Annotated in this window: 16 protein-coding genes, 1 other RNA gene and 1 pseudogene; 8 read left to right on the top strand and 10 right to left on the bottom strand. The window is 41.2% G+C overall.

The features are described from left to right. Positions 1-31: 31 nt before the first annotated feature. From BTN98_RS02585 to cobA, 4 genes are read right to left on the bottom strand one after another with little or no spacing between them, the layout of a single operon-like run. Positions 32-1,501: a NarK family nitrate/nitrite MFS transporter gene (locus tag BTN98_RS02585; RefSeq protein ID WP_060997017.1), complete on the bottom strand. Its 1,470-nt coding sequence runs from the start codon at positions 1,499-1,501 to the stop codon at positions 32-34. Between the two features lie 9 nt (positions 1,502-1,510). Further along, positions 1,511-1,858: a nitrite reductase small subunit NirD gene (nirD, locus tag BTN98_RS02580; protein ID WP_060997146.1), complete on the bottom strand. Its 348-nt coding sequence runs from the start codon at positions 1,856-1,858 to the stop codon at positions 1,511-1,513. Between the two features lie 12 nt (positions 1,859-1,870). Further along, the gene (nirB, locus tag BTN98_RS02575; RefSeq protein WP_060997018.1) at positions 1,871-4,417 is read right to left on the bottom strand and encodes a nitrite reductase large subunit NirB; all 2,547 of its coding nucleotides are present in this window, start codon (positions 4,415-4,417) and stop codon (positions 1,871-1,873) included. Positions 4,418-4,433: 16 nt separating this feature from the next. Continuing rightward, a complete protein-coding gene (cobA, locus tag BTN98_RS02570) occupies positions 4,434-5,309 on the bottom strand; it encodes a uroporphyrinogen-III C-methyltransferase (protein ID WP_082732102.1) in 876 nt (291 codons plus the stop codon). A 435-nt stretch (positions 5,310-5,744) separates the two neighbouring features. Here cobA and BTN98_RS02565 point away from each other — a divergent pair, with 435 nt between their 5' ends. Then, entirely contained in the window at positions 5,745-8,405 is a 2,661-nt protein-coding gene (locus BTN98_RS02565) for a nitrate reductase (RefSeq protein WP_060997019.1), read from the top strand. Positions 8,406-8,489: 84 nt separating this feature from the next. On the opposite strand, the gene BTN98_RS02560 is transcribed toward BTN98_RS02565, so the two are convergent. Together BTN98_RS02560 and BTN98_RS02555 are read right to left on the bottom strand one after the other, a co-directional pair. Continuing rightward, on the bottom strand, positions 8,490-8,963 hold the full coding sequence (locus BTN98_RS02560; protein ID WP_060997020.1) for a hypothetical protein: 474 nt from the start codon (positions 8,961-8,963) through the stop codon (positions 8,490-8,492). Between the two features lie 128 nt (positions 8,964-9,091). Beyond that, complete coding sequence (locus BTN98_RS02555) at positions 9,092-10,552, bottom strand: glutathione synthase (protein WP_060997021.1); 1,461 nt, start codon at positions 10,550-10,552, stop codon at positions 9,092-9,094. 389 nt (positions 10,553-10,941) lie between these two features. Here BTN98_RS02555 and ald point away from each other — a divergent pair, with 389 nt between their 5' ends. From ald to BTN98_RS02540, 3 genes and pseudogenes are all read left to right on the top strand, one after another. Then, positions 10,942-12,057 (top strand): alanine dehydrogenase, encoded by a 1,116-nt coding sequence (gene ald / locus BTN98_RS02550; protein ID WP_065190112.1) that lies wholly within the window; start codon positions 10,942-10,944, stop codon positions 12,055-12,057. A 201-nt stretch (positions 12,058-12,258) separates the two neighbouring features. Further along, positions 12,259-13,155, top strand: coding sequence for a DMT family transporter (locus BTN98_RS02545; protein WP_060997023.1), 897 nt, complete (start codon positions 12,259-12,261; stop codon positions 13,153-13,155). 112 nt (positions 13,156-13,267) lie between these two features. Further along, positions 13,268-13,534: pseudogene (locus BTN98_RS02540) on the top strand (DEAD/DEAH box helicase family protein); the annotation flags it as partial. Between the two features lie 136 nt (positions 13,535-13,670). Here the strand turns inward: BTN98_RS02540 and nfsA are convergent. Beyond that, the gene (gene nfsA / locus BTN98_RS02535) at positions 13,671-14,393 is read right to left on the bottom strand and encodes an oxygen-insensitive NADPH nitroreductase (protein ID WP_060997025.1); all 723 of its coding nucleotides are present in this window, start codon (positions 14,391-14,393) and stop codon (positions 13,671-13,673) included. A 163-nt stretch (positions 14,394-14,556) separates the two neighbouring features. Between nfsA and BTN98_RS02530 the strand changes: the two genes are divergently transcribed. Continuing rightward, a complete protein-coding gene (locus BTN98_RS02530) occupies positions 14,557-14,937 on the top strand; it encodes a VOC family protein (protein WP_060997026.1) in 381 nt (126 codons plus the stop codon). Between the two features lies 1 nt (position 14,938). Here the strand turns inward: BTN98_RS02530 and BTN98_RS02525 are convergent, their stop codons facing one another. After that, positions 14,939-15,127, bottom strand: coding sequence for a hypothetical protein (locus BTN98_RS02525; RefSeq protein WP_060997027.1), 189 nt, complete (start codon positions 15,125-15,127; stop codon positions 14,939-14,941). A 479-nt stretch (positions 15,128-15,606) separates the two neighbouring features. Between BTN98_RS02525 and lepB the strand changes: the two genes are divergently transcribed. Beyond that, positions 15,607-16,488: a signal peptidase I gene (gene lepB, locus BTN98_RS02520; RefSeq protein WP_060997028.1), complete on the top strand. Its 882-nt coding sequence runs from the start codon at positions 15,607-15,609 to the stop codon at positions 16,486-16,488. 330 nt (positions 16,489-16,818) lie between these two features. Here lepB and ffs read toward each other — a convergent pair. Next, positions 16,819-16,915, bottom strand: an RNA gene (gene ffs / locus BTN98_RS02515) — signal recognition particle sRNA small type. Between the two features lie 168 nt (positions 16,916-17,083). Next, positions 17,084-17,821 (bottom strand): VP0952 family biofilm-associated protein, encoded by a 738-nt coding sequence (locus BTN98_RS02510; protein ID WP_060997029.1) that lies wholly within the window; start codon positions 17,819-17,821, stop codon positions 17,084-17,086. Between the two features lie 111 nt (positions 17,822-17,932). On the opposite strand from BTN98_RS02510, the gene BTN98_RS02505 reads away from it, so the two are divergent. Both BTN98_RS02505 and tesB read left to right on the top strand, forming a co-directional pair. Beyond that, positions 17,933-18,241, top strand: a complete 309-nt coding sequence (locus BTN98_RS02505) for an MGMT family protein (protein ID WP_060997030.1) — start codon at positions 17,933-17,935, stop codon at positions 18,239-18,241. A gap of 64 nt (positions 18,242-18,305) precedes the next feature. Continuing rightward, positions 18,306-19,163 (top strand): acyl-CoA thioesterase II, encoded by an 858-nt coding sequence (gene tesB, locus BTN98_RS02500; RefSeq protein ID WP_060997031.1) that lies wholly within the window; start codon positions 18,306-18,308, stop codon positions 19,161-19,163. The last annotated feature ends 68 nt before the right edge of the window (positions 19,164-19,231 follow it).

The following is a 19,231-nucleotide window of genomic DNA, read 5'->3' as shown; positions in this document are numbered from 1 at the left end:
ATATTCCTTATTGAATGACTCGGTTATGCCACTAACTGACATCGATTAAGGTCACGCTACCATCATCATTGATCTCGGCCATTGTGCCTGATGGCTCTTGCAACGCCAATAACGCCACAAAACCTAAGATAGCGGTTAATGCAATAATGACAAAAAAAGTACTGTATTCAACCACCGATAAAATAGTCAGATAACACACCGCACCAACATTACCGTACGCCCCTGTCATGCCTGCAATTTGACCTGTCATGCGGCGTTTAATTAATGGCACCACAGCAAACACAGCCCCTTCTCCTGACTGAACAAAGAACGAACATATCATTGCTGCTAATACCGCACTCCATAATGGCCAACTGGCGTTAATATTGGCCATCAACAAATATCCGATAGCCAAACCTGCAGTTAAAATCAGTAAAGTTGATTTACGGCCAAATCTATCCGACAACCAGCCGCCACCAGGGCGAGAGACCAAATTCATAAACGCATAGGAAGATGCAACCACACCCGCCATCACAGGGGTTAAGGTAAAGATATCAGCAAAAAATAATGGCAGCATCGATACCACCGCTAACTCCGAACCAAAGGTAGTAAAATACAACACATTAAGCACCGCAACTTGCCGAAAAGAATAACGGTGGATGGCTGGCACAGGTTTGATTAACATTTGCTGATTAGCTCGCCACAGTTGTTTAATATCAAATAAATACCCCCCAACTAAGGCGATATAAATACCATAGCTAATATCAGCACTTAACATACCAATCGCTGGCGATGACAGCTTCCACACCAATAACCCCATTGCGGCATACATGGGTATTTTCATGATAGTTAATAGCCATAAATCACCACGCGATGTCACTTCCATAGCACCAACATGATGGGATTTATAATAGGTTGCACCTTTGGGAGTATCCGTCACCGTCCAATAAAATATCACCCCAAAAATAACGCTTAACCCGCCAGTTATCGCCATCGCATAACGCCAACCATCATCACCACCGAACCATAATGCTAACGTCGGTAATGTAAATGCCGCAGCAGCAGAGCCAAAATTGCCCCAGCCACCATAAATACCTTCCGCAGTGCCTAATTCATGATGGGGAAACCACTCCGACACTAATCGAATCCCAATCACAAACCCTGCGCCTATAAAACCGAGCGCAAAACGGGCAATGGCGGCTTGCATAAACGTGGTTGAAAAAGCAAATACAAAACAAGGAATTGCACATAATATCAATAACAAACTATACACAAGCCGTGGGCCATATCTATCGGTAAGCATGCCAACCACGACTCGCGCTGGAATAGTTAATGCGACATTTAATATTAATAAGGTTTTTATCTGCTCCGTGGTTAACCCTAACGAGGTTTTTACGGCTTGCAACAAGGGGGCGAAATTAAACCACACCATAAATGTGATAAAAAAAGCCAGCCAACTTATATGAAGTATTTTCATCTTGCCGTGAAAAGAGAACAAATTAAACTTATGATAATTCGACATTATTGTTCCCTATTCACCCAGTAAAGAAACGATCAATTGCACCTGAACATTACCGTTATAACGGCGCACAGGATATGTTGGTACTAAGGTTTCAGCTCGCTCGACACATTGACCACTTTCAAGACAAAAATGCTGTTTATATAATGGTGACGCCACCACTACTGTACCGTTTAATGAGCCAACAATACCCCGTGACAGCACATTTGCTTTACCGATGGGATCGTAATTATTGATCGCATAGAGACTATTATTATGACCACATAGAAACAACGCTATCTGATGACCATTCACCAACGCACAAACTCCCGCATCAAGGAATAAATCATTTTCACCACACACAGTAATCCATTGATTAATCATTATTTATCCTTATTCAGTAATATTAACAATTGCAATCGAATCCGCGCTTTTAGGCCATGTCATTGGCGTACGTTGCTGACGAACAGTGTGATAAGCCAACCCCAAATCAGGTTGACGACTATTAATGAAATGTTGAAACCGACGCAGTTCTTGTGGTGACTCAAGGGTGGTTTTCCATTCACATTGATAATTACTCAAACTGGTTACCATCTCTTGCTCCAGTTCAGCATTAATCGTTAACGCATCATCAATCACCACTTGGCGTAAATAATCAATGCCGCCATCAAGGTTTTCTAACCAGACAGAGGTACGTTGCAACCTATCGGCAGTACGAATATAAAACATCAAAATTCGGTCGATATATCGAATCAAAGTATCGCTATCAATGTTTGAGGCAAACAGATCCCCATGACGTGGACGCATGCCGCCATTACCCGCAACATATAAATTCCAGCCATTTTCAGTAGCAATCACGCCAATATCTTTTGATTGCGCTTCTGCACATTCACGAGTACAGCCAGAAACGGCAAACTTAAGCTTATGCGGTGAACGTAACCCCTTGTAACGATTTTCAAGATCGATTGCGAATGCCATGCTATCTGCCATGCCATAACGACACCATGTTGATCCGACACATGATTTTACGGTTCGTACCGATTTACCATAGGCGTGTCCAGTTTCAAAACCCGCATCCACCAGTAACTGCCATATTTGAGGCAATTGATGTAACTGGGCGCCAAATAAATCAATTCGTTGACCACCGGTTATTTTGGTATAAAGTTTAAATTGCTGTGCGACTTGACCTAATATAATTAATTTTTCAGGCGTAATTTCACCCGCAGGAATACGAGGCACAACCGAATAAGTACCGTCTTTTTGCATGTTGCCAAGATAAATATCATTGGTGTCTTGCAGGCCAACATGTTGTGGCTCCAAAATATAATCATTCCAAAATGAAGCTAAAATTGAACTGATAGTCGGTTTACAAATATCACAGCCTAATCCTGATCCATATTCAGTTAATAGAGCACTAAAGGTTTTAATTTTTTTAACTCTAATAATGTCGGCTAACTGCTGGCGACTATAGCTAAAATGCTCACATAAATGGTGATTAACTTGGTGGCCTAACGCTGCTAATTCAGTTTGCATAATTTGTTTAGCAAAACTGGCACAACCGCCGCAACCTGTACTGGCCTTAGTGATGGTTTTAAGCTCAGCCATATCGCTACAACCATTAGCAACAGCTTGACGAATATGGCCTTTCGTCACATCAAAACATGAGCATACTTGCACCTCATCACCAAGGAGATCATCACTCGCTGTCAATTGAGAACTCGCCGCTAACGCCTCAGGCATTAATAATAACGACGGTGGGGTTGGTAATGGCTGCTGATTGAGTGTTAATTGTAATAACTGCGAATACTGTTCAACATTACCAACTAATACTGCACCAAGTAATTTATCACCTTGCTTGGAAACAATGATCCGTTGGTAACTCTGCTCAATATCATGAGATAAAGTAAACACTTGAGCGGCATCAACATCATGATGAACGTCGCCGATACTGGCGACATCAACTCCTAATAATTTCAATTTGGTGCTCATATCTGCACCCGTAAATGCCGCCTCAATACCACATACCGTCGACGCTGCCACCCGTGCCATTTTATAGCCCGGTGCCACTAACCCAAAAATACGGTTATTCCATAACGCACACTCACCAATGGCATAAATATCAGCATCACTGGTCTGGCATTGATCATTAATCACAACACCACCACGCTCACCCACTGTCAGCCCCGCTTGTTTTGCTAGCGTGTCTTGCGGGCGAATACCTGCTGAGAAAACCACCATATCTGTTTCTAATTCAGTACCATCGGCAAAAATAAGTTTATAGCGGCAATGATCGCCAGTTGCGATTTTCTCGGTTGCTTTACTGGTATGGACATGTACGCCTAATGCTTCAATTTTTTGCCGTAATACCGCGCCGCCGCCTTCATCTAGCTGCACCGCCATTAACTGCGACGCAAACTCAACCACATGGGTTTCCAATGCCATATTTTGCAGTGCATTTGCCGCTTCTAATCCAAGTAAACCACCACCAATCACCACCCCAACTCGACTGTTTTTACCTGATGCCGCAATGGCCTTTAAATCATTAATGGTGCGATAGACATGACAATGTTCACCATCATTACCCGTAATCGGTGGCACAAAGGGGTATGATCCGGTAGCCAAGATCAACTGATCATAGTCAATCTTTTTCCCCTGAGCGGTAACAATGTATTTATGCTCTCGCTCAATTGCTGTCACTTGTTGATTAATATGGTAACCAACCCCTGCTTGTTGATAATCAACCTCATCGACAAGGGCTAAATCTGCCGCCGTTTTATCACTGAAATAATGACTCAGTTGCACTCGGTCATAGGCTAAGCGATCTTCTTCAGAGAAAGTCACCAACCTGATGTCATTAGCACTATCAAGGGCTAATACCTGCTCAATAAAATGATGCCCAACCATGCCATTACCAACAATAACCACTCGCTTTTTATTCATGTTATTCTCCCTGTGTTTATGCCAACTGGTGATGTTTATTCATTGACATCAGCGCATGCATTTGAGGTTGATACCACGCTAAGCTGTCACTTAAACTCACCACCTCACCAATAATAATTAATGCTGGAGAGCAAACTTGATGACGGTTAACTTGCTCGGTTAGAGTCGCTAATGTGGCGCTAATGAGTCGCTGTTCAGCAGTGCAGCCTTTTTCTATTATTGCAGCAGGTGTTGCCGCCTTTAATCCTGCCAACACTAATTGCTGACAGATCAGATCAACTTTGGATAATCCCATATAAAACACTAAGGTATGGTTGAGATTGGCTAATGCTTGCCATTGAATATCAAGATCTTTTTCGGCGTGAACCGTGACTAACGTGCACCCTTGAGACACACCACGATGGGTTAATGGAATTCCCGCATAGGCACTACAACCACTAGCAGCTGTAATACCCGGTACAACATCAACCTTGATACTATGCTGACGTAAATATTGTATTTCCTCACCACCGCGACCAAACACAAACGCATCACCACCTTTAAGGCGACATACGTGTTTTCCTTGTTGGGCTAACCGCACTAATAACTGATTAATTCCAGCTTGAGTTATGCTTGGTTGACCTTTGGCTTTACCAACACAAAGAGTTTGGCAGCGTGACGGAATCAACGCCATAATCGCTGCACTGACTAAACGGTCGTAAACCACCACATCCGCTTGTTCGAGGGTTTTTAGCGCTTTTAAAGTTAATAAATCAGGATCACCAGGCCCTGCACCGACTAACGTCACTCTTCCTAGTTGATATTGAATATTCGTCGATTGTATTACCTGACACCATTGAATCTCAGCGTCATTAGTCACTAACGAATATTGTTGCGGCTGCAATGGTTTCATTGTTCACCTCTTATTTTAAAATCATCATTACTTTTATTTTTATTTCAAGTTGTTATTTGAGACTGTTATTTATTCAGCAATGTTAATGCCAGCCTGTATTTAAAAAACAAATAAAACCATCAAGCACCTGAATTAAAAAAGTAAATATCAATTAATTACCAACAAAGAAAAACTTATTTAAAATATATTAAAAACAATAAACACCGTTATGGTGCAGAATTAATCTACTGTTGCACCAAAATGATTAATGATAAATATTAACCAACCATAATAGCGCTAAAGAAAATTAACAAAAAAAAACAATAACAATTAAAATCAAATACTTAATAAATAAAAAACAAACACAGAAAATATTTAATGACTATTGGTACATATGTTGCTGTATTTATTAATGACCATCTATTGTGGCTGTATTAATAAAAGGAATCGTCATCAATGAATAAAAAAAGCTCATGGAAAAAATCAACCTGTGCTTATTGTGGTGTTGGTTGTGGAATAAAGTCACGGTTTAATAATGATGGTCAACTAGAAATAAAAGGTGACGAACAACACCCTACTAATAAAGGTAAACTGTGTGCAAAAGCATTAACGTTATCAGAAACACTCACCACAAATAATCGTATGCTAACGCCACAAATATTAAATAAACCTGTTAGCTGGAATCAATCTTTAAATGAAACAGCAAATCAGCTTCAGAATATTATTGATAACTATGGTCCTGATGCGGTTGCGTTTTATGTTTCCGGACAATTACTCACCGAAGATTATTATGTAATTAATAAACTAGCAAAAGGCTTTGTTGGCACAGCGAATATTGATACCAATTCACGGTTGTGCATGTCATCAGCCGTCGCGGGTCATCAACGGGCATTTGGTGAAGATTGTGTTGCTGGCTGTTACGCTGATTTAGAAGCTGCTGAAGTAGTGATTTTAACAGGATCAAACCTTGCGTGGTGTCATCCAGTACTTTTTCAACGCCTTAAACAAGCACAGCAACAGCATAATACTAAAATTGTGGTAATTGATCCGCGTCATACCGCCAGTTGTGAAATTGCTGATTTACACCTTTCAATTACCCCTGGCAGTGATGTTGCGCTATTTAATGGTTTACTCAGTTACTTACATACCAATGACTATGTTGATCAACATTATATCGATGCCCATACCAACAATATTACGGCCGCATTAACGACGGCAACCGCTTTAGATCTGCAACAAGTAAGCCAATTAACCGGCATCAATGAGCAGCAACTGCATACTTTCTATCAGCTATTTGCCACTCATTCACGCACTGTGACACTATATTCTCAAGGCGTAAATCAATCGGTATCAGGCACAGATAAAGTCAATGCGATCATCAACTGCCATTTAGCGACAGGAAGAATTGGCAAAGTCGGCGCGAGCGCTTTTTCTATTACGGGTCAACCTAATGCGATGGGAGGACGTGAAGTCGGTGGCTTAGCAACCACCTTAGCGGCGCACCTAAGTTTTGAACACCACGATCATTGGCAATTACTCAGTGATTTTTGGCAAACCGATAAACTGGTGACTAAGCCGGGGCTTAAAGCGGTTGATATGTTTGATGCCATTGCTAATGGATCAATAAAAGCAGTATGGATCATCGCTACTAATCCCGCCGCAAGTTTACCTAACAGCAATAAAATCAATCAGGCATTAGCTCAATGTCCGTGTGTGATCGTGTCTGATTGTGTCGATAATAACGATACACTACGCCATGCAACCATTAAACTCCCAGCTCAAGGTTGGAGTGAAAAATCAGGCACTGTCACCAATTCTGAGCGTTGTATTTCCCGTCAACGACGTTTAGTTCCAACTCAAGGCGAAGCTAAACCCGATTGGTGGATAATCACTCAAGTCGCACAAAGAATGGGATTTGAACGCCAGTTTAATTACATCAATGAAGCTCAAATCTTTGCCGAACATGTTGCATTAACAGCAACCAATAATCACCCAACTCAAAGTCCACGTTTACTGAATCTTAGCGGACTATGTCATTTAACTGCTAACGATTATGACCATTTATTGCCTCAGCAATGGCCAATTAACAGCGATGGTATTAGCCACCAGCGATTATTTAGTGACGGTATTTTTCCTACTCAAGATGGGCGGGCGTGTTTTATTGCAACCCCTTATCGCCCAGTGATAAGTCAAGCTTCAGCGGATTATCCCTTATTACTAAATACAGGCAGAATTCGAGATCAATGGCATACCATGACACGCACAGGACTTGCGGCTTCGCTGGCTGATCATATTCAACAACCATTGATATCAATACACCCAACAGATGCCAATCACTACCAAGTTATAGATAATCAATTAGTAACGGTAACCAGCCACTACGGCGAAGCTATTTTTCGAGTGCGTATTACCACCGATGTTAAACCTCAGCAGGTATTTATCGCCATTCATTGGACTCAACAGACTTCATCTGCAGGCAGTGTTTGCGCGCTCATTGGTGAACAACGCGATCCGATTTCAGGACAGCCACAATATAAAGCGGCCGCCGTTCAACTATCACCACTCACCTATACCACCGATGCTATCTTAACTACCACCACCACAATCGCATTGACTGAGCTTAGTGCATCAACAGCACTCTATTGGGTATGTAAAAAAGTAGCAGCAGGTTATCAATATTTTATCAGCTCAAATCTGAGTTCAAGTGCTTTAGAGAAAAGATTAATGGCCCACTTCATGCACTCGACGCAACACGACTTACGAGCCATTACTCACAATTGCCGTCGTGCTGTGGTATTTAACAATAATCGCTGCCTAGCTTCAGTGGTTATTCATCCCCATAATAGCCACCATTACAGCACCACATCGGCAAATATTATTGGTAATGAAGTTAACGATATTGGCGTTCATCAGTTCCTTAATGGCGAAGATAAGCTGGCCTCCTCTGACATTGTTTGTGTGTGTAAACAAATAACCAAACAACAACTTATTGATACGATCGCCAGCAATAAAGTACAGGATTTATCGACACTAAGTCGTATAACAACCGCAGGAACAGGCTGTGGTGGCTGTTGTACTGAAATAGACATCTTACTCAACACCACCAACGTTAATTAGTTAACTCGTACATATTTAGTGACGGGAATAAGCGTTACGTTATTAGGATTAAGCTGGCGCTTATTTAATTACAACAATGATGGTTTACAATTCCTCAACCGCAGAAGTAAAGCCATGAGCGGATAAGTTAAACCCTGCAATATCGACATACTCTTTCTTTTGAAATAAGGTCAATACTCGATCCATATTACCGCCATTATTACCTGCATAAGCATGCGCAGTGCAATTATGGGTGCTTGGATTGTAATTAGTGCTTACGCGTAATACGACTTCGTCAGCAACATTAAGGTTGTTAAATGCTGGAACATATAACCAATTTTTGCATGCTGTAGCTTGCGTTTCCATATGATCAAGAAAATCAATACGTGATAACCGCTGACCATTGCCTGTAAAATGGAAAATATAGGTCTGATTACCAAAATCAGTTTTAGTCACAATTTCATTTTGAGCAGGAAGAACTTGATAACTATTATGCTGGGTTGTGCCAGCAAATGCAGCGGGCGCCACGAAAGATAAAGAAAGCAATAATGTAGAAATAACGGTGGTTCGGTTAAGCACAGCAGTAAACTCCAATGGCAAATGTCGCTAACAGCCATCTAATATGCCCATTAGCGATAATAACACAATAGTTTTTACGTCAATTTTATGGTTAACCACCGTATTTATACATATTTAAAGCGATTCCATTAACCTATCAACACTAACGAATCCAAAATCCCTTTACCACTGTGAATACCACCTTCATTTTCAGTTGCTGGCTTACTACGAATTAAATACCCAGCATAACCATCAAAATCGGTGACAGGCTTACCATTGAAATAAGCACTAAATAGCCCGATTTCACTGACTAAGTCCGTCACTACTGTTGCCTGTGCATCACGAATAGCCACCGTCGGCACTTCACGCTCGTGTGGATATAAACGCTGCATCAATGCCCATGCGTCATATTCTGCCGCGGTTAATGTTGCTAGCGTTGCGCTAATATCGTCTCCAAATACACAATGACCGCCACCTTCACCCTGATTTTTTAGTACCCATTCACCCTTGGTTGCTTGCGTATTAAACCAAGCAATGGTTGTGGCTGTAATTGGCTTCATTTCAGCTAAGACACTTTTTACCAACTCTGCTTCTGCAGCGGTTAACCCCCAACGCAAATACTGTTGAGCTGGCATCATGGTTAATAACATTTGCATGGTTTTACTGGTTGCAAGTTGTTGACCTACGGTGGCATTTAAAGCGACGTGATGTTGCTCGATAAACACTCGCATTTGGCTCAAGGTATAACAGCAAACCGCCTCATGCAGTGCTGGCGCACAATAATCTGAATATTGATAACCTGCACGTAAATACACCACATCAATCGCACCAACACCTTCAAGCAGTAACCGTTGACCAGATCCTGTTGATAGCTGAGCACTTAATTGTTCAAAAGTACGTCTTACCGTGCGTATTCCTTGTTTTTGTAGCGCTGCCTCTAAAAGATGTTGATCATAAACATTATCTTCATTTGGTTGCACCACCATCAAAAACACCGGTGCATCTTGCTCATTAAAATCAGCTTTTATACTGCGAGCGGCAGTCTCAATTCCTAACGCTAATTGAGTCAATCCTTGGTTTACTAATGGTGTAGCAGAACGGTTTTCTAGCCATGCTTGATAAATTTCAGGCCATTGATGTTGCACAAATTGATGTAGTTCAGTTACACGTTGACCAAACGGTGCCATACCTGCAGCAATACCATTAAATTCAATAACTTTTGCACCATATTGACGATCATCCATAAAATCGGTTCGCATCAGTAACAACGGCTGACGCGCAGGTTCAATACACTGACTAGCATTGCCATGAATTTGTTGATGCAATGCCATTAAGCGGCCAAAGAAAGGATCCGCTTGCGCCATATCCCCCAATGCTGACTGCAAAAAATCATGATCTTCAGAGACATTACTGATCAATTTCGTCAAGAGTGGTACGACTCGGCATAAATGATGATACACCTCACGCTCAATCGTCATTGGTGCAATACTAAAGGGACAATGCCTGGCGCTATTATCCGCTTGGCGAAAAGCGACACCATGCATAATTGCCCACTCACAAATATCTTCAATGGTCTGTTGTGCAATCACGGCTTTATTATTGCTATTCATAGTTTAATCGCTCTTAAATACAGCTGAAAGTTATCTATGGTTTCAAACAATAACGCTATTTCAATCAAGGTTAAGTGTCGTCACCATTAATTCCACAATACTAGGAATATAGTTTTAATTTGTATCTATAGCAGCAGCTATCAATGCTAATCATCCTCACTCTACAACTTTTTCAAAAGTTCCCCCATAAAACTCGAACAAAAAACAACTATTTAGACTGCAACACCGATCAATATTAGATTTAATAACCACCATCAAACACCAAGGCAGTTGATGCAACTTTTATTTACTACAAAAATAGTTGCACATTCCAACAAAGTTGACCTAGTCTATAAACATACCAACAACAAACGCCACATTCCAATAACGAAATTTCAAGGTTGATTATTATGATCCTAGGTGTACCAAAAGAAATTAAAACTCATGAATACCGTGTTGGTATAGTTCCAGCAGCAGTAAAAGAAGTTGTTTCTCATGGACATAGCGTATATATCGAAACTCAAGCGGGCTCGGGAATCGGTTTTAGTGATCAAGATTATATCGACGCAGGCGCACAAATTTTACCAACAGCGGCCGAGGTATTTTTCGAGTCAGAAATGATAGTAAAAGTTAAAGAGCCGCAAGCGATTGAGCGCGCTATGCTACGTGAAGGCCAAATTCTATTTACTTATCTCCACCTTGCACCCGATTCAGCTCAAACAGAAGATCTTATTCGCAGCAAAGCAATTTGTATTGCCTACGAAACAGTAACAGATAAACACGGACGCTTACCTTTACTAGCACCGATGTCTGAAGTTGCAGGACGAATGTCGATTCAAGCAGGAGCATTTGCTCTTGAAAAATCACGCGGCGGTCGCGGAATGTTATTAGGTGGCGTTCCTGGAGTCGAGCCTGCGAAAGTCGTTATCATTGGTGGCGGTGTTGTGGGTAATAATGCTGCGCAAATGGCACTGGGATTACAAGCCGATGTAGTAATTTTAGACCGCAATATTGATGTGCTACGTCAGCTTGATGTCCAATTTAATGGCAAACTAAAAACTGTTTACTCAACCAATGATGCTATTGAGCGCCATGTCTTAGAGGCCGATTTAGTGATTGGTGGGGTGCTTGTTGTCGGTGCTGCAGCGCCAAAACTTGTCACCGCTGAGATGATCAAAAAAATGAAGCCTGGTGCGGCTATCGTTGATGTTGCCATTGACCAAGGTGGTTGTGTTGCGACATCACATCCAACAACTCATGATAATCCTACTTATATTGTTGATGAAGTGGTGCATTATTGTGTGGCAAATATGCCCGGTACCGTTGCGCGAACCTCTACGGTTGCTCTAAATAATGCCACCCTGCCTTACATTGTTGAACTAGCCAATAATGGTTATAAACAAGCGTTGCAAAATAACCCGCATTTGCTAAATGGATTAAACGTTTATCGTGGTCACATCACCTGTGAAAATGTAGCTCAAGCACTTGATCTACCTTATGTAACTGCGGAAAGTGTTGTCGCTTAATTGCCATTTCAGCGAGTAGATTTAACCTGCTTTAAGCCCTCATTATTAATCCTAATAGCCAACCGTTAACGGTTGGCTATTATTTTATTGCTACCAAAATAGTTTGCTGAAAATCATGGTAGCTCAGAAATAGACACTTTATTCTAATGAGGAATTAACGATTCTTTAGTGCCATCCAATTAACCAAACGATAAAAATACCATGCAGACTAAAAACCATAATATGCTCGGTGCGATGCTCATTATCGCCGCCACCTTATCATTAACGCTTAAAGACAGCGCTGATAAATACCTAATACAACACGGATACCATCCTATTCAAATGGTATTTTTTAGGTTTGCGATCCCTTTTTTATGCATGGCTATTTTTATGCCTAAGCAAACTAAAACTGCCATTTTTGCCACTAACGGTAAATTAATCCTACGGGCGGTATTATTTTTAGTGTGTGCGGTGACGTCAGTGATTGCGTTAAAATATATACCGCTTGAAATGTATATCATCATTGTTCAAATGGGCAGTATCGCCTATATGCTCGGTGGTACATTATTTTTTAAAGAAACCCTGACCCCAATAAAAATCATTGCAACATTATTGGGCTTTGTTGGCGTGGTGGTGGTGATTAACCCAACCAATATAACAGGCTTACAGTGGGTATATTTATTGCCTTTACTAATTGCGGTAACAAACTCTGGTTACAACCTGATCACTAAAACCATTGATTCTAAGATCTCGCTGCTGTCGGTGCTGATTAATTCGTTTTTTATTCTTGGTACAATTGCAAGCTTGCTGCTCATCATTCAACCGCAGATGTGGCAGACTCCAACCCTGGCAGCATTACCCTACTTTATCACTATTCCTATCGTCACCATTGTGTCGCAGCTGTGTTTAATTAAAGCAATGAACATTGCCGAAGCATCCCATGTTGCACCGTTTTTTTACTTTCAAATTGTATTTTCTTGCATCTTTGGCTATTGGTTGTTTGATGAACTACCAACCTACAACACCCTTGGCGGCGGACTATTTATTGTGATCGCAGGTTTGTTAATTACCTACTCTAATTATCGTTCAGTAAAAAAAGTTACGACTAACGAGGGCTAACATCAACCCACCTAGTATATTTAATCAACATGGTCGCTTATTGAGTTAGAGATTCGAATAAGCGCATGTTGAAAGTTATATACTAATAATGAATAGCTAAAGGCGACTCGCCATGCCGCATAATGTTTTTATTCTACATTCAAAATACCCACCTTCTGGCGACCAACCACAAGCGTTAGCTAAACTGATTGATGGCGTTGAACAAGGCGTTACTCACCAGACTCTAAAAGGGGTAACAGGATCAGGCAAAACCTTCACTATGGCGAATATGATCCATCGCTTACAACATCCAACACTAATTTTGGCACATAACAAGACCCTTGCCGCGCAGCTTTATAGCGAAATGAAACGCTTCTTTCCTGAAAATGCGGTCGAATACAATCAATAAGAACCGAGCTTGATAAACTATATCGGCAGTTTATTTATATGTAATCTTCATCAATATCGGATAGCGATAATAACCTATTCGCTACCCGATATTGATAGTTACTAACCTCATCGATGCTCAACAAGAGTTATTTTTCCATCAGCCCTTTGCTGTGAAAATATTCCGCCATAAATGGACGCGACTCTTTTGAAAGCGTTTTAGTAACAGTGTTAGACCAATCTTGGTGTTTATTATGGCTTGAACGCTGCTGGTAATATGCCATCGTTTGTTGATCATATTTTGCTAATAGCGGTTTATTTAATGGCTGATACTCATTTTGATGTAAAATCATATCCATTGGTAAACGCGGTTTTAATTGTGGATCTTGCGCTGGTACACCTAAACACATACCAAATAAAACCGCACAATACGGCGGTAAATTAAGCAGTGCATCAACTTCATGCGGATGATTACGCAGCCCACCAATATACACCCCACCAAGACCCATTGATTCAGCGGCGACTAAACAGTTTTGCGCCATAATACCGCTATCAATTGCGCCAATTAAGGCTAACTCAGTATATTCAGGTTTGATCTCAGTGCTAATTGAATAATGACGTTGATAATCAATACAAAACACTAAAAACTCGGCCGCTTGAGCAACATAAGGTTGATCACCAGCAAGATGCGCCAATGCTGCTCGCTTATTTGGATCCGTTATACGAATAATAGAGCTAGCTTGGATCATACTTGAGCTAGAAGCCGCAATACCTGCTGCAATGATCGCATTTAATTGCTCATCAGAAATAGCAGCGTCAGTAAAACTGCGGATCGAGCGATGATTGAGTATTGTTTTAATTGTGGTGTTCATAACAAGCAGCCTATAAAAAGATTTAATTAACCATAATATTAATCACCAAAGCTGCAACAATTTTTTCAGTAATCTATTTTATCAATACGATTGAATTGGGTTATCACGATATTCAAGTTTAATATAATATCGCCTATAGCGGAGAGATCTACGGAGTATCACCATGAAGATTAGTCATCTTGATCATTTAGTATTAACAGTCGCTGATATAAATGTGAGTGCTAACTTTTATCAACGGGTGCTTGGCATGGAATTAATCATCTTTGGCGATAATCGGTTTGCACTTCGGTTTGGTAATCAAAAGATCAACCTCCACCAGCATGGCGCAGAATTTGAGCCTAAAGCCGCCACAGTGCAAGTTGGTAGTGCTGATTTATGTTTTATCGCCACCACTACTCTCGATGAGATTCAACAACATCTGCAAGCGCAAGATGTCATTATTATCGAAGGCCCAGTTGAACGCACTGGCGCAACGGGAAAAATCATCTCGCTTTATTTTCGCGATCCTGATGGTAATTTAATTGAAGTTGCAAATAGGCTTTAAATTAAATAGTTATTTTTCGGCGTGTTACGATTTGCTTAAATAGCGTTAATTGCTTTTCCGATAATTGACCGTGATGAATTAAAGTTTGATTTAAATTACTTAAATAATCACGCTCCCAATGGGTTAAAGATTCAGAATGCAATAACAACACCGTATTCACTTTATGCATTAACTCAGTATCCTGCGCCATCGCCTTTTTCACTCACCTTAATTAACATCGAGTATTGATACCATCACTCAACAGCATTAACAATCCCTTTCAAGTAACTATCGTCATTACCGTCAGTAAATTCAATTCTCCCGTTATAGCCAACAGTGAATACCAACCAAACCCCGTCATTCCCTGTAGTGAGGTTACGAACGAGATAGGGAATCTACTGTTCGCGCGCTGTAGATTCATTGGCTTCTTTAAGGCTCAAGCACGCCTTGAATAGATCACGGATAGCTTCGTTCCTCAACTTTCGAGATGACGAATAATGGGCTGAGTGCATGCCAAGCCCCTATCCCACTCAAACCTCACAGCCAAAAATAACACTATCGGACGGATTTGGGGGTTTAGTGAGATCATAGTTTACAAAATCTGACCATTTTATTTAGCAGCTTAATCATGTTCAATAAGCAGTACTATTATTTATAGATTATTCTATTTACACATTTTTGAGATTGCACATGCTTTCAGTATTCAACGCCGCAGAATTGTTCTCACTCATTCTTACTCTCGCGACCTTAATAACAGGTATTGTGTTCGCGTTAGATAAGTTCGTTTGGCAACCAAAACGTAAAGATCAGACGCAGCAGAGTCGATCTGGTTGGGTTGATCAAGCACGCTCACTGTTTCCGGTGTTGTTTGCTATTTTGATTATTCGATCTTTTATTATCGAACCTTTTCAAATTCCAAGTGGCTCAATGCAACCAACCTTGCTGCCGGGTGATTTTATTGGGGTAGAAAAATTCGCTTACGGACTCCGTGATCCTATTTTCCACAAAACCTTAATTCCCACAGGCAAGCCGCAACGTGGTGACATTACCGTATTTATTGATCCATCTAACCCAAAGATCGATTTAATCAAGCGTATTGTTGGTTTACCTGGTGATACCGTTATTTACCAAAACAAAACCCTGTATATTAAACCTGCTTGTAATGGTCAAAAAGTCTGCCCTGTCGCGCAAGAAGTGCCTAAACAATATGTTGGCTTAACTAACTTTACTGAGCAAGGAGTACGGTTAGATGAATACAACGAGCAACTAGGCACAGTTAATCATCACATTTTGCGTGATCCTGCATTGCCTGAACAACTTTACCGTTATTACCAGCAGCCAGGTTCACCAATGGGCGAATGGGTTGTACCAAAAGGCCATTACTTTGCGATGGGTGATAATCGAGATAATAGTTTAGATAGCCGTTACTGGGGCTTTATGCCAGAACAAAACTTAGTCGGCAAGGCGACCTTTATTTGGATCAGCTTTACGTTCAACCATAATCCAAATTCAATGTGGCCACACTGGTTACCTGATGGGGTTCGCTTCCACCGTATTGGTCGCATTCACTAGCACCACCAACTAGTAAGCTCAAATAAAAAAGCCGATATGCTAATACCATGTCGGTTTTTTTAGCTTACATGTTTTCACGCTACAACACTGAGAGTTTGAGAGTTTGAGAGTTTGAGAGTTTGAGAGTTTGAGAGTTTGAGAGTTTGAGAGTTTGAGAGTTTGAGAGTTTGAGAGTTTGAGAGTTTGAGAGTTTGAGAGTTTGAAGATTACAACAAAGAAATATTAACAAACAACAGCGACAAGCTAATATTGAACTACACTATAGAAAGTTATAATTAAATTAACTATTTGATAAAATGGGGATTTTATGAATTTTAGATGGGTGGAAGCCCCCACCAGCCACATCCCGGCACACACGACGCCTGCTGCGGTTGCTCCCTTCCGGGCCTGGCCGAGTTCACAGGTTAGTGTTGCGGGAGGACCAATGGGGGCCTCCATAGATTCTTTGTCTCTTTCGAGAACGGGAAGGATTATCTATTAACCTCGCCCACAATGCAAGCCGTTATCTTACGCTTTTGTTTAACTGCTGATTATTTATGCAAAATAAAACAAATTTGTAATAAAGTCAGCCTATTGGTCACTGTTAGCGATGGTGTTATTCATCTTCCTCTTCAGGTTCATCCAGTAACGATTCCCCTAATAAGCCGCCGCCCAACACCAACAACCATGATACTAAAATAGGATTGGCAACACTGAACTGTGGCAATACCACTAAGGTTGTAAACCCTATTGCAGGTAACACACAAGCTAAACGCGGAATCCAATCTTGATGATGCATTTTAACTAGGCTTTGTAGCGCGGCTATTAAGCCTGTGACACATAATCCGACTAACGCTGCCGCTTCCATACCGCCAAGCCACAATGGAAATACAGCAAACAATGGCCACCACGTATTACCGGTGATCGAACGCCAACAACGGGCGGCATACCAAATTACACCAATCGCGATAATTTGGATCACGGTAGCACTAATACTGCCTTCAAGCTTACCTTCGCCTTGTAATGCCATTAGACCGACATTCATAGACAGCACAATCGACACCATTAAAGCGCCAAGCTGCCAGCAGCCTTTAGTCGATGTACAAATCATCAGAATCGGTAACATCATAAATAAGCTAATAGACAATGCTAGTGGTTGCTCTGGCAGCACTGCACCATACGCTCCGAGCCCACAAAGTAATAACCATCCTGCGACACCACTTTGCGGTAATAACCATAAAGCAGGGATAGCAAGTGCTAACACAGGCAGTTCTCCTGACGTTGGACCAAGAGCACTAACACCTAACACCGTTAAAATTAAGCTAACGGTAACCAATGAAGCAGCATACAACATGGCAACACCTCCTTGCGTTATCCTGTTGTCTAAAAAGATAGAGCCGCTATTATATATCAAACATCTTATTTACTATTTACCGAGCATATTTGTTAACGGCTACTTATAAATATGGACGACTTTTCCAATCAAATCTATAGCCAAGTCCATCAAATTCCATTTGGACGAGTTTCAACCTATGGCGATATAGCAAAATTTGCCGGTTATCCCGGTTACGCTCGCCATGTAGGACGCTTAATGGCAACCTTGCCTGAAGGTTCAACAATCCCTTGGCACCGTGTTATTAACAGCCAAGGCAGAATTTCATTAACAGGTGATGCACTATTAAGACAAATCGCGGCATTACGAACAGAAGATATTGAAGTATCAGATAACGGACGGCTATCACTGCGCTATTATCGTTGGCAAGGGCACTCGTAGGCATATTGGCACTAGAGCTAAATAAGCTTACCATTGTTTTAGTTTTTATTTTTCAGGATATACCATGAGCAAACAATTAGATGAACTACTCACTCTGCTGCAATTAGAGCAAATTGAACAGGAACTCTTTCGAGGCCAAAGTGAAAATTTAGGTTTGCCACAAGTCTATGGCGGTCAAGTTATTGGTCAGTCTTTGTCTGCAGCACAGCAAACGGTAGATCCAGAGCGACACTTACACTCTTTTCATAGCTACTTTCTGTTACCCGGCAACCCCGAGAAACCGATTATTTATGATGTAGAAACCCTACGCGATGGCAGAAGTTTTAGTACTCGTCGTGTCAAAGCAATTCAAAATGGTCGCCCTATCTTTTACTTAACCGCATCGTACCAAATTGATGAATCTGGATTTGAACACCAATCGGTGATGCCTACAGTTGCAGGGCCTGAAGGTTTAGCCTCTGAAAGTGAATTGGTTGAATCAGTAGCCCAATATTTACCGCCAAAGATTGTTGAAACCTTTGGTCACAAACGCCCAATTGAAGTACGCCCAGTGACGGTGGTTAATCCATTAAAACCGACTATTGAAGATCCGAAGCAATATTTATGGATAAAAACTAATGGCGAAATGCCAAATGAATTAAGTATTCACCAATATATGCTGGCTTATGCCTCTGATTGGGGATTTTTAACCACCTCTTTGCACCCACATGGCGTAACGTTGTTTAGCCCTCATATGCAGGTTGCAACCATTGACCATTCAATGTGGTTCCACCGTCCATTTAAAGTCGATGAATGGTTGCTATATGTAATTGATAGTCCATCAGCCAGTGGTTCGCGCGGTATTGTTCGTGGTGAGATTTATAACCAGCAAGGGCAATTAGTCGCAACAGCGGTGCAGGAAGGATTAATTCGTCAACGCTAATTGATTTAAGTTGCGCACAAACAATAATCCCGAGCCATTGTATAAATGGCTCGGGATTATTTGCATTA

The organism is Photobacterium aquimaris, from assembly GCF_002954455.1.
Classification (GTDB): Bacteria; Pseudomonadota; Gammaproteobacteria; order Enterobacterales; family Vibrionaceae; genus Photobacterium; species Photobacterium aquimaris.
Note: the sequence above shows the minus strand (reverse complement) of the source record. Positions and strands in the feature narration are given on the sequence as shown.

Excerpts from the sequence above, each read along its gene's own strand:
- ald (WP_065190112.1), top strand. The coding sequence starts at position 10,942 with ATGATCCTAGGTGTACCAAAAGAAATTAAAACTCATGAATACCGTGTT.
- BTN98_RS02525 (WP_060997027.1), bottom strand. The coding sequence starts at position 15,127 with ATGGCGCAGGATACTGAGTTAATGCATAAAGTGAATACGGTGTTGTTA.
- BTN98_RS02530 (WP_060997026.1), top strand. The coding sequence starts at position 14,557 with ATGAAGATTAGTCATCTTGATCATTTAGTATTAACAGTCGCTGATATA.
- BTN98_RS02555 (WP_060997021.1), bottom strand. The coding sequence starts at position 10,552 with ATGAATAGCAATAATAAAGCCGTGATTGCACAACAGACCATTGAAGAT.
- lepB (WP_060997028.1), top strand. The coding sequence starts at position 15,607 with ATGCTTTCAGTATTCAACGCCGCAGAATTGTTCTCACTCATTCTTACT.
- nfsA (WP_060997025.1), bottom strand. The coding sequence starts at position 14,393 with ATGAACACCACAATTAAAACAATACTCAATCATCGCTCGATCCGCAGT.
- BTN98_RS02585 (WP_060997017.1), bottom strand. The coding sequence starts at position 1,501 with ATGTCGAATTATCATAAGTTTAATTTGTTCTCTTTTCACGGCAAGATG.
- BTN98_RS02545 (WP_060997023.1), top strand. The coding sequence starts at position 12,259 with ATGCAGACTAAAAACCATAATATGCTCGGTGCGATGCTCATTATCGCC.
- BTN98_RS02565 (WP_060997019.1), top strand. The coding sequence starts at position 5,745 with ATGAATAAAAAAAGCTCATGGAAAAAATCAACCTGTGCTTATTGTGGT.
- tesB (WP_060997031.1), top strand. The coding sequence starts at position 18,306 with ATGAGCAAACAATTAGATGAACTACTCACTCTGCTGCAATTAGAGCAA.
- nirB (WP_060997018.1), bottom strand. The coding sequence starts at position 4,417 with ATGAATAAAAAGCGAGTGGTTATTGTTGGTAATGGCATGGTTGGGCAT.
- BTN98_RS02505 (WP_060997030.1), top strand. The coding sequence starts at position 17,933 with ATGGACGACTTTTCCAATCAAATCTATAGCCAAGTCCATCAAATTCCA.
- cobA (WP_082732102.1), bottom strand. The coding sequence starts at position 5,309 with ATGAAACCATTGCAGCCGCAACAATATTCGTTAGTGACTAATGACGCT.
- BTN98_RS02510 (WP_060997029.1), bottom strand. The coding sequence starts at position 17,821 with ATGTTGTATGCTGCTTCATTGGTTACCGTTAGCTTAATTTTAACGGTG.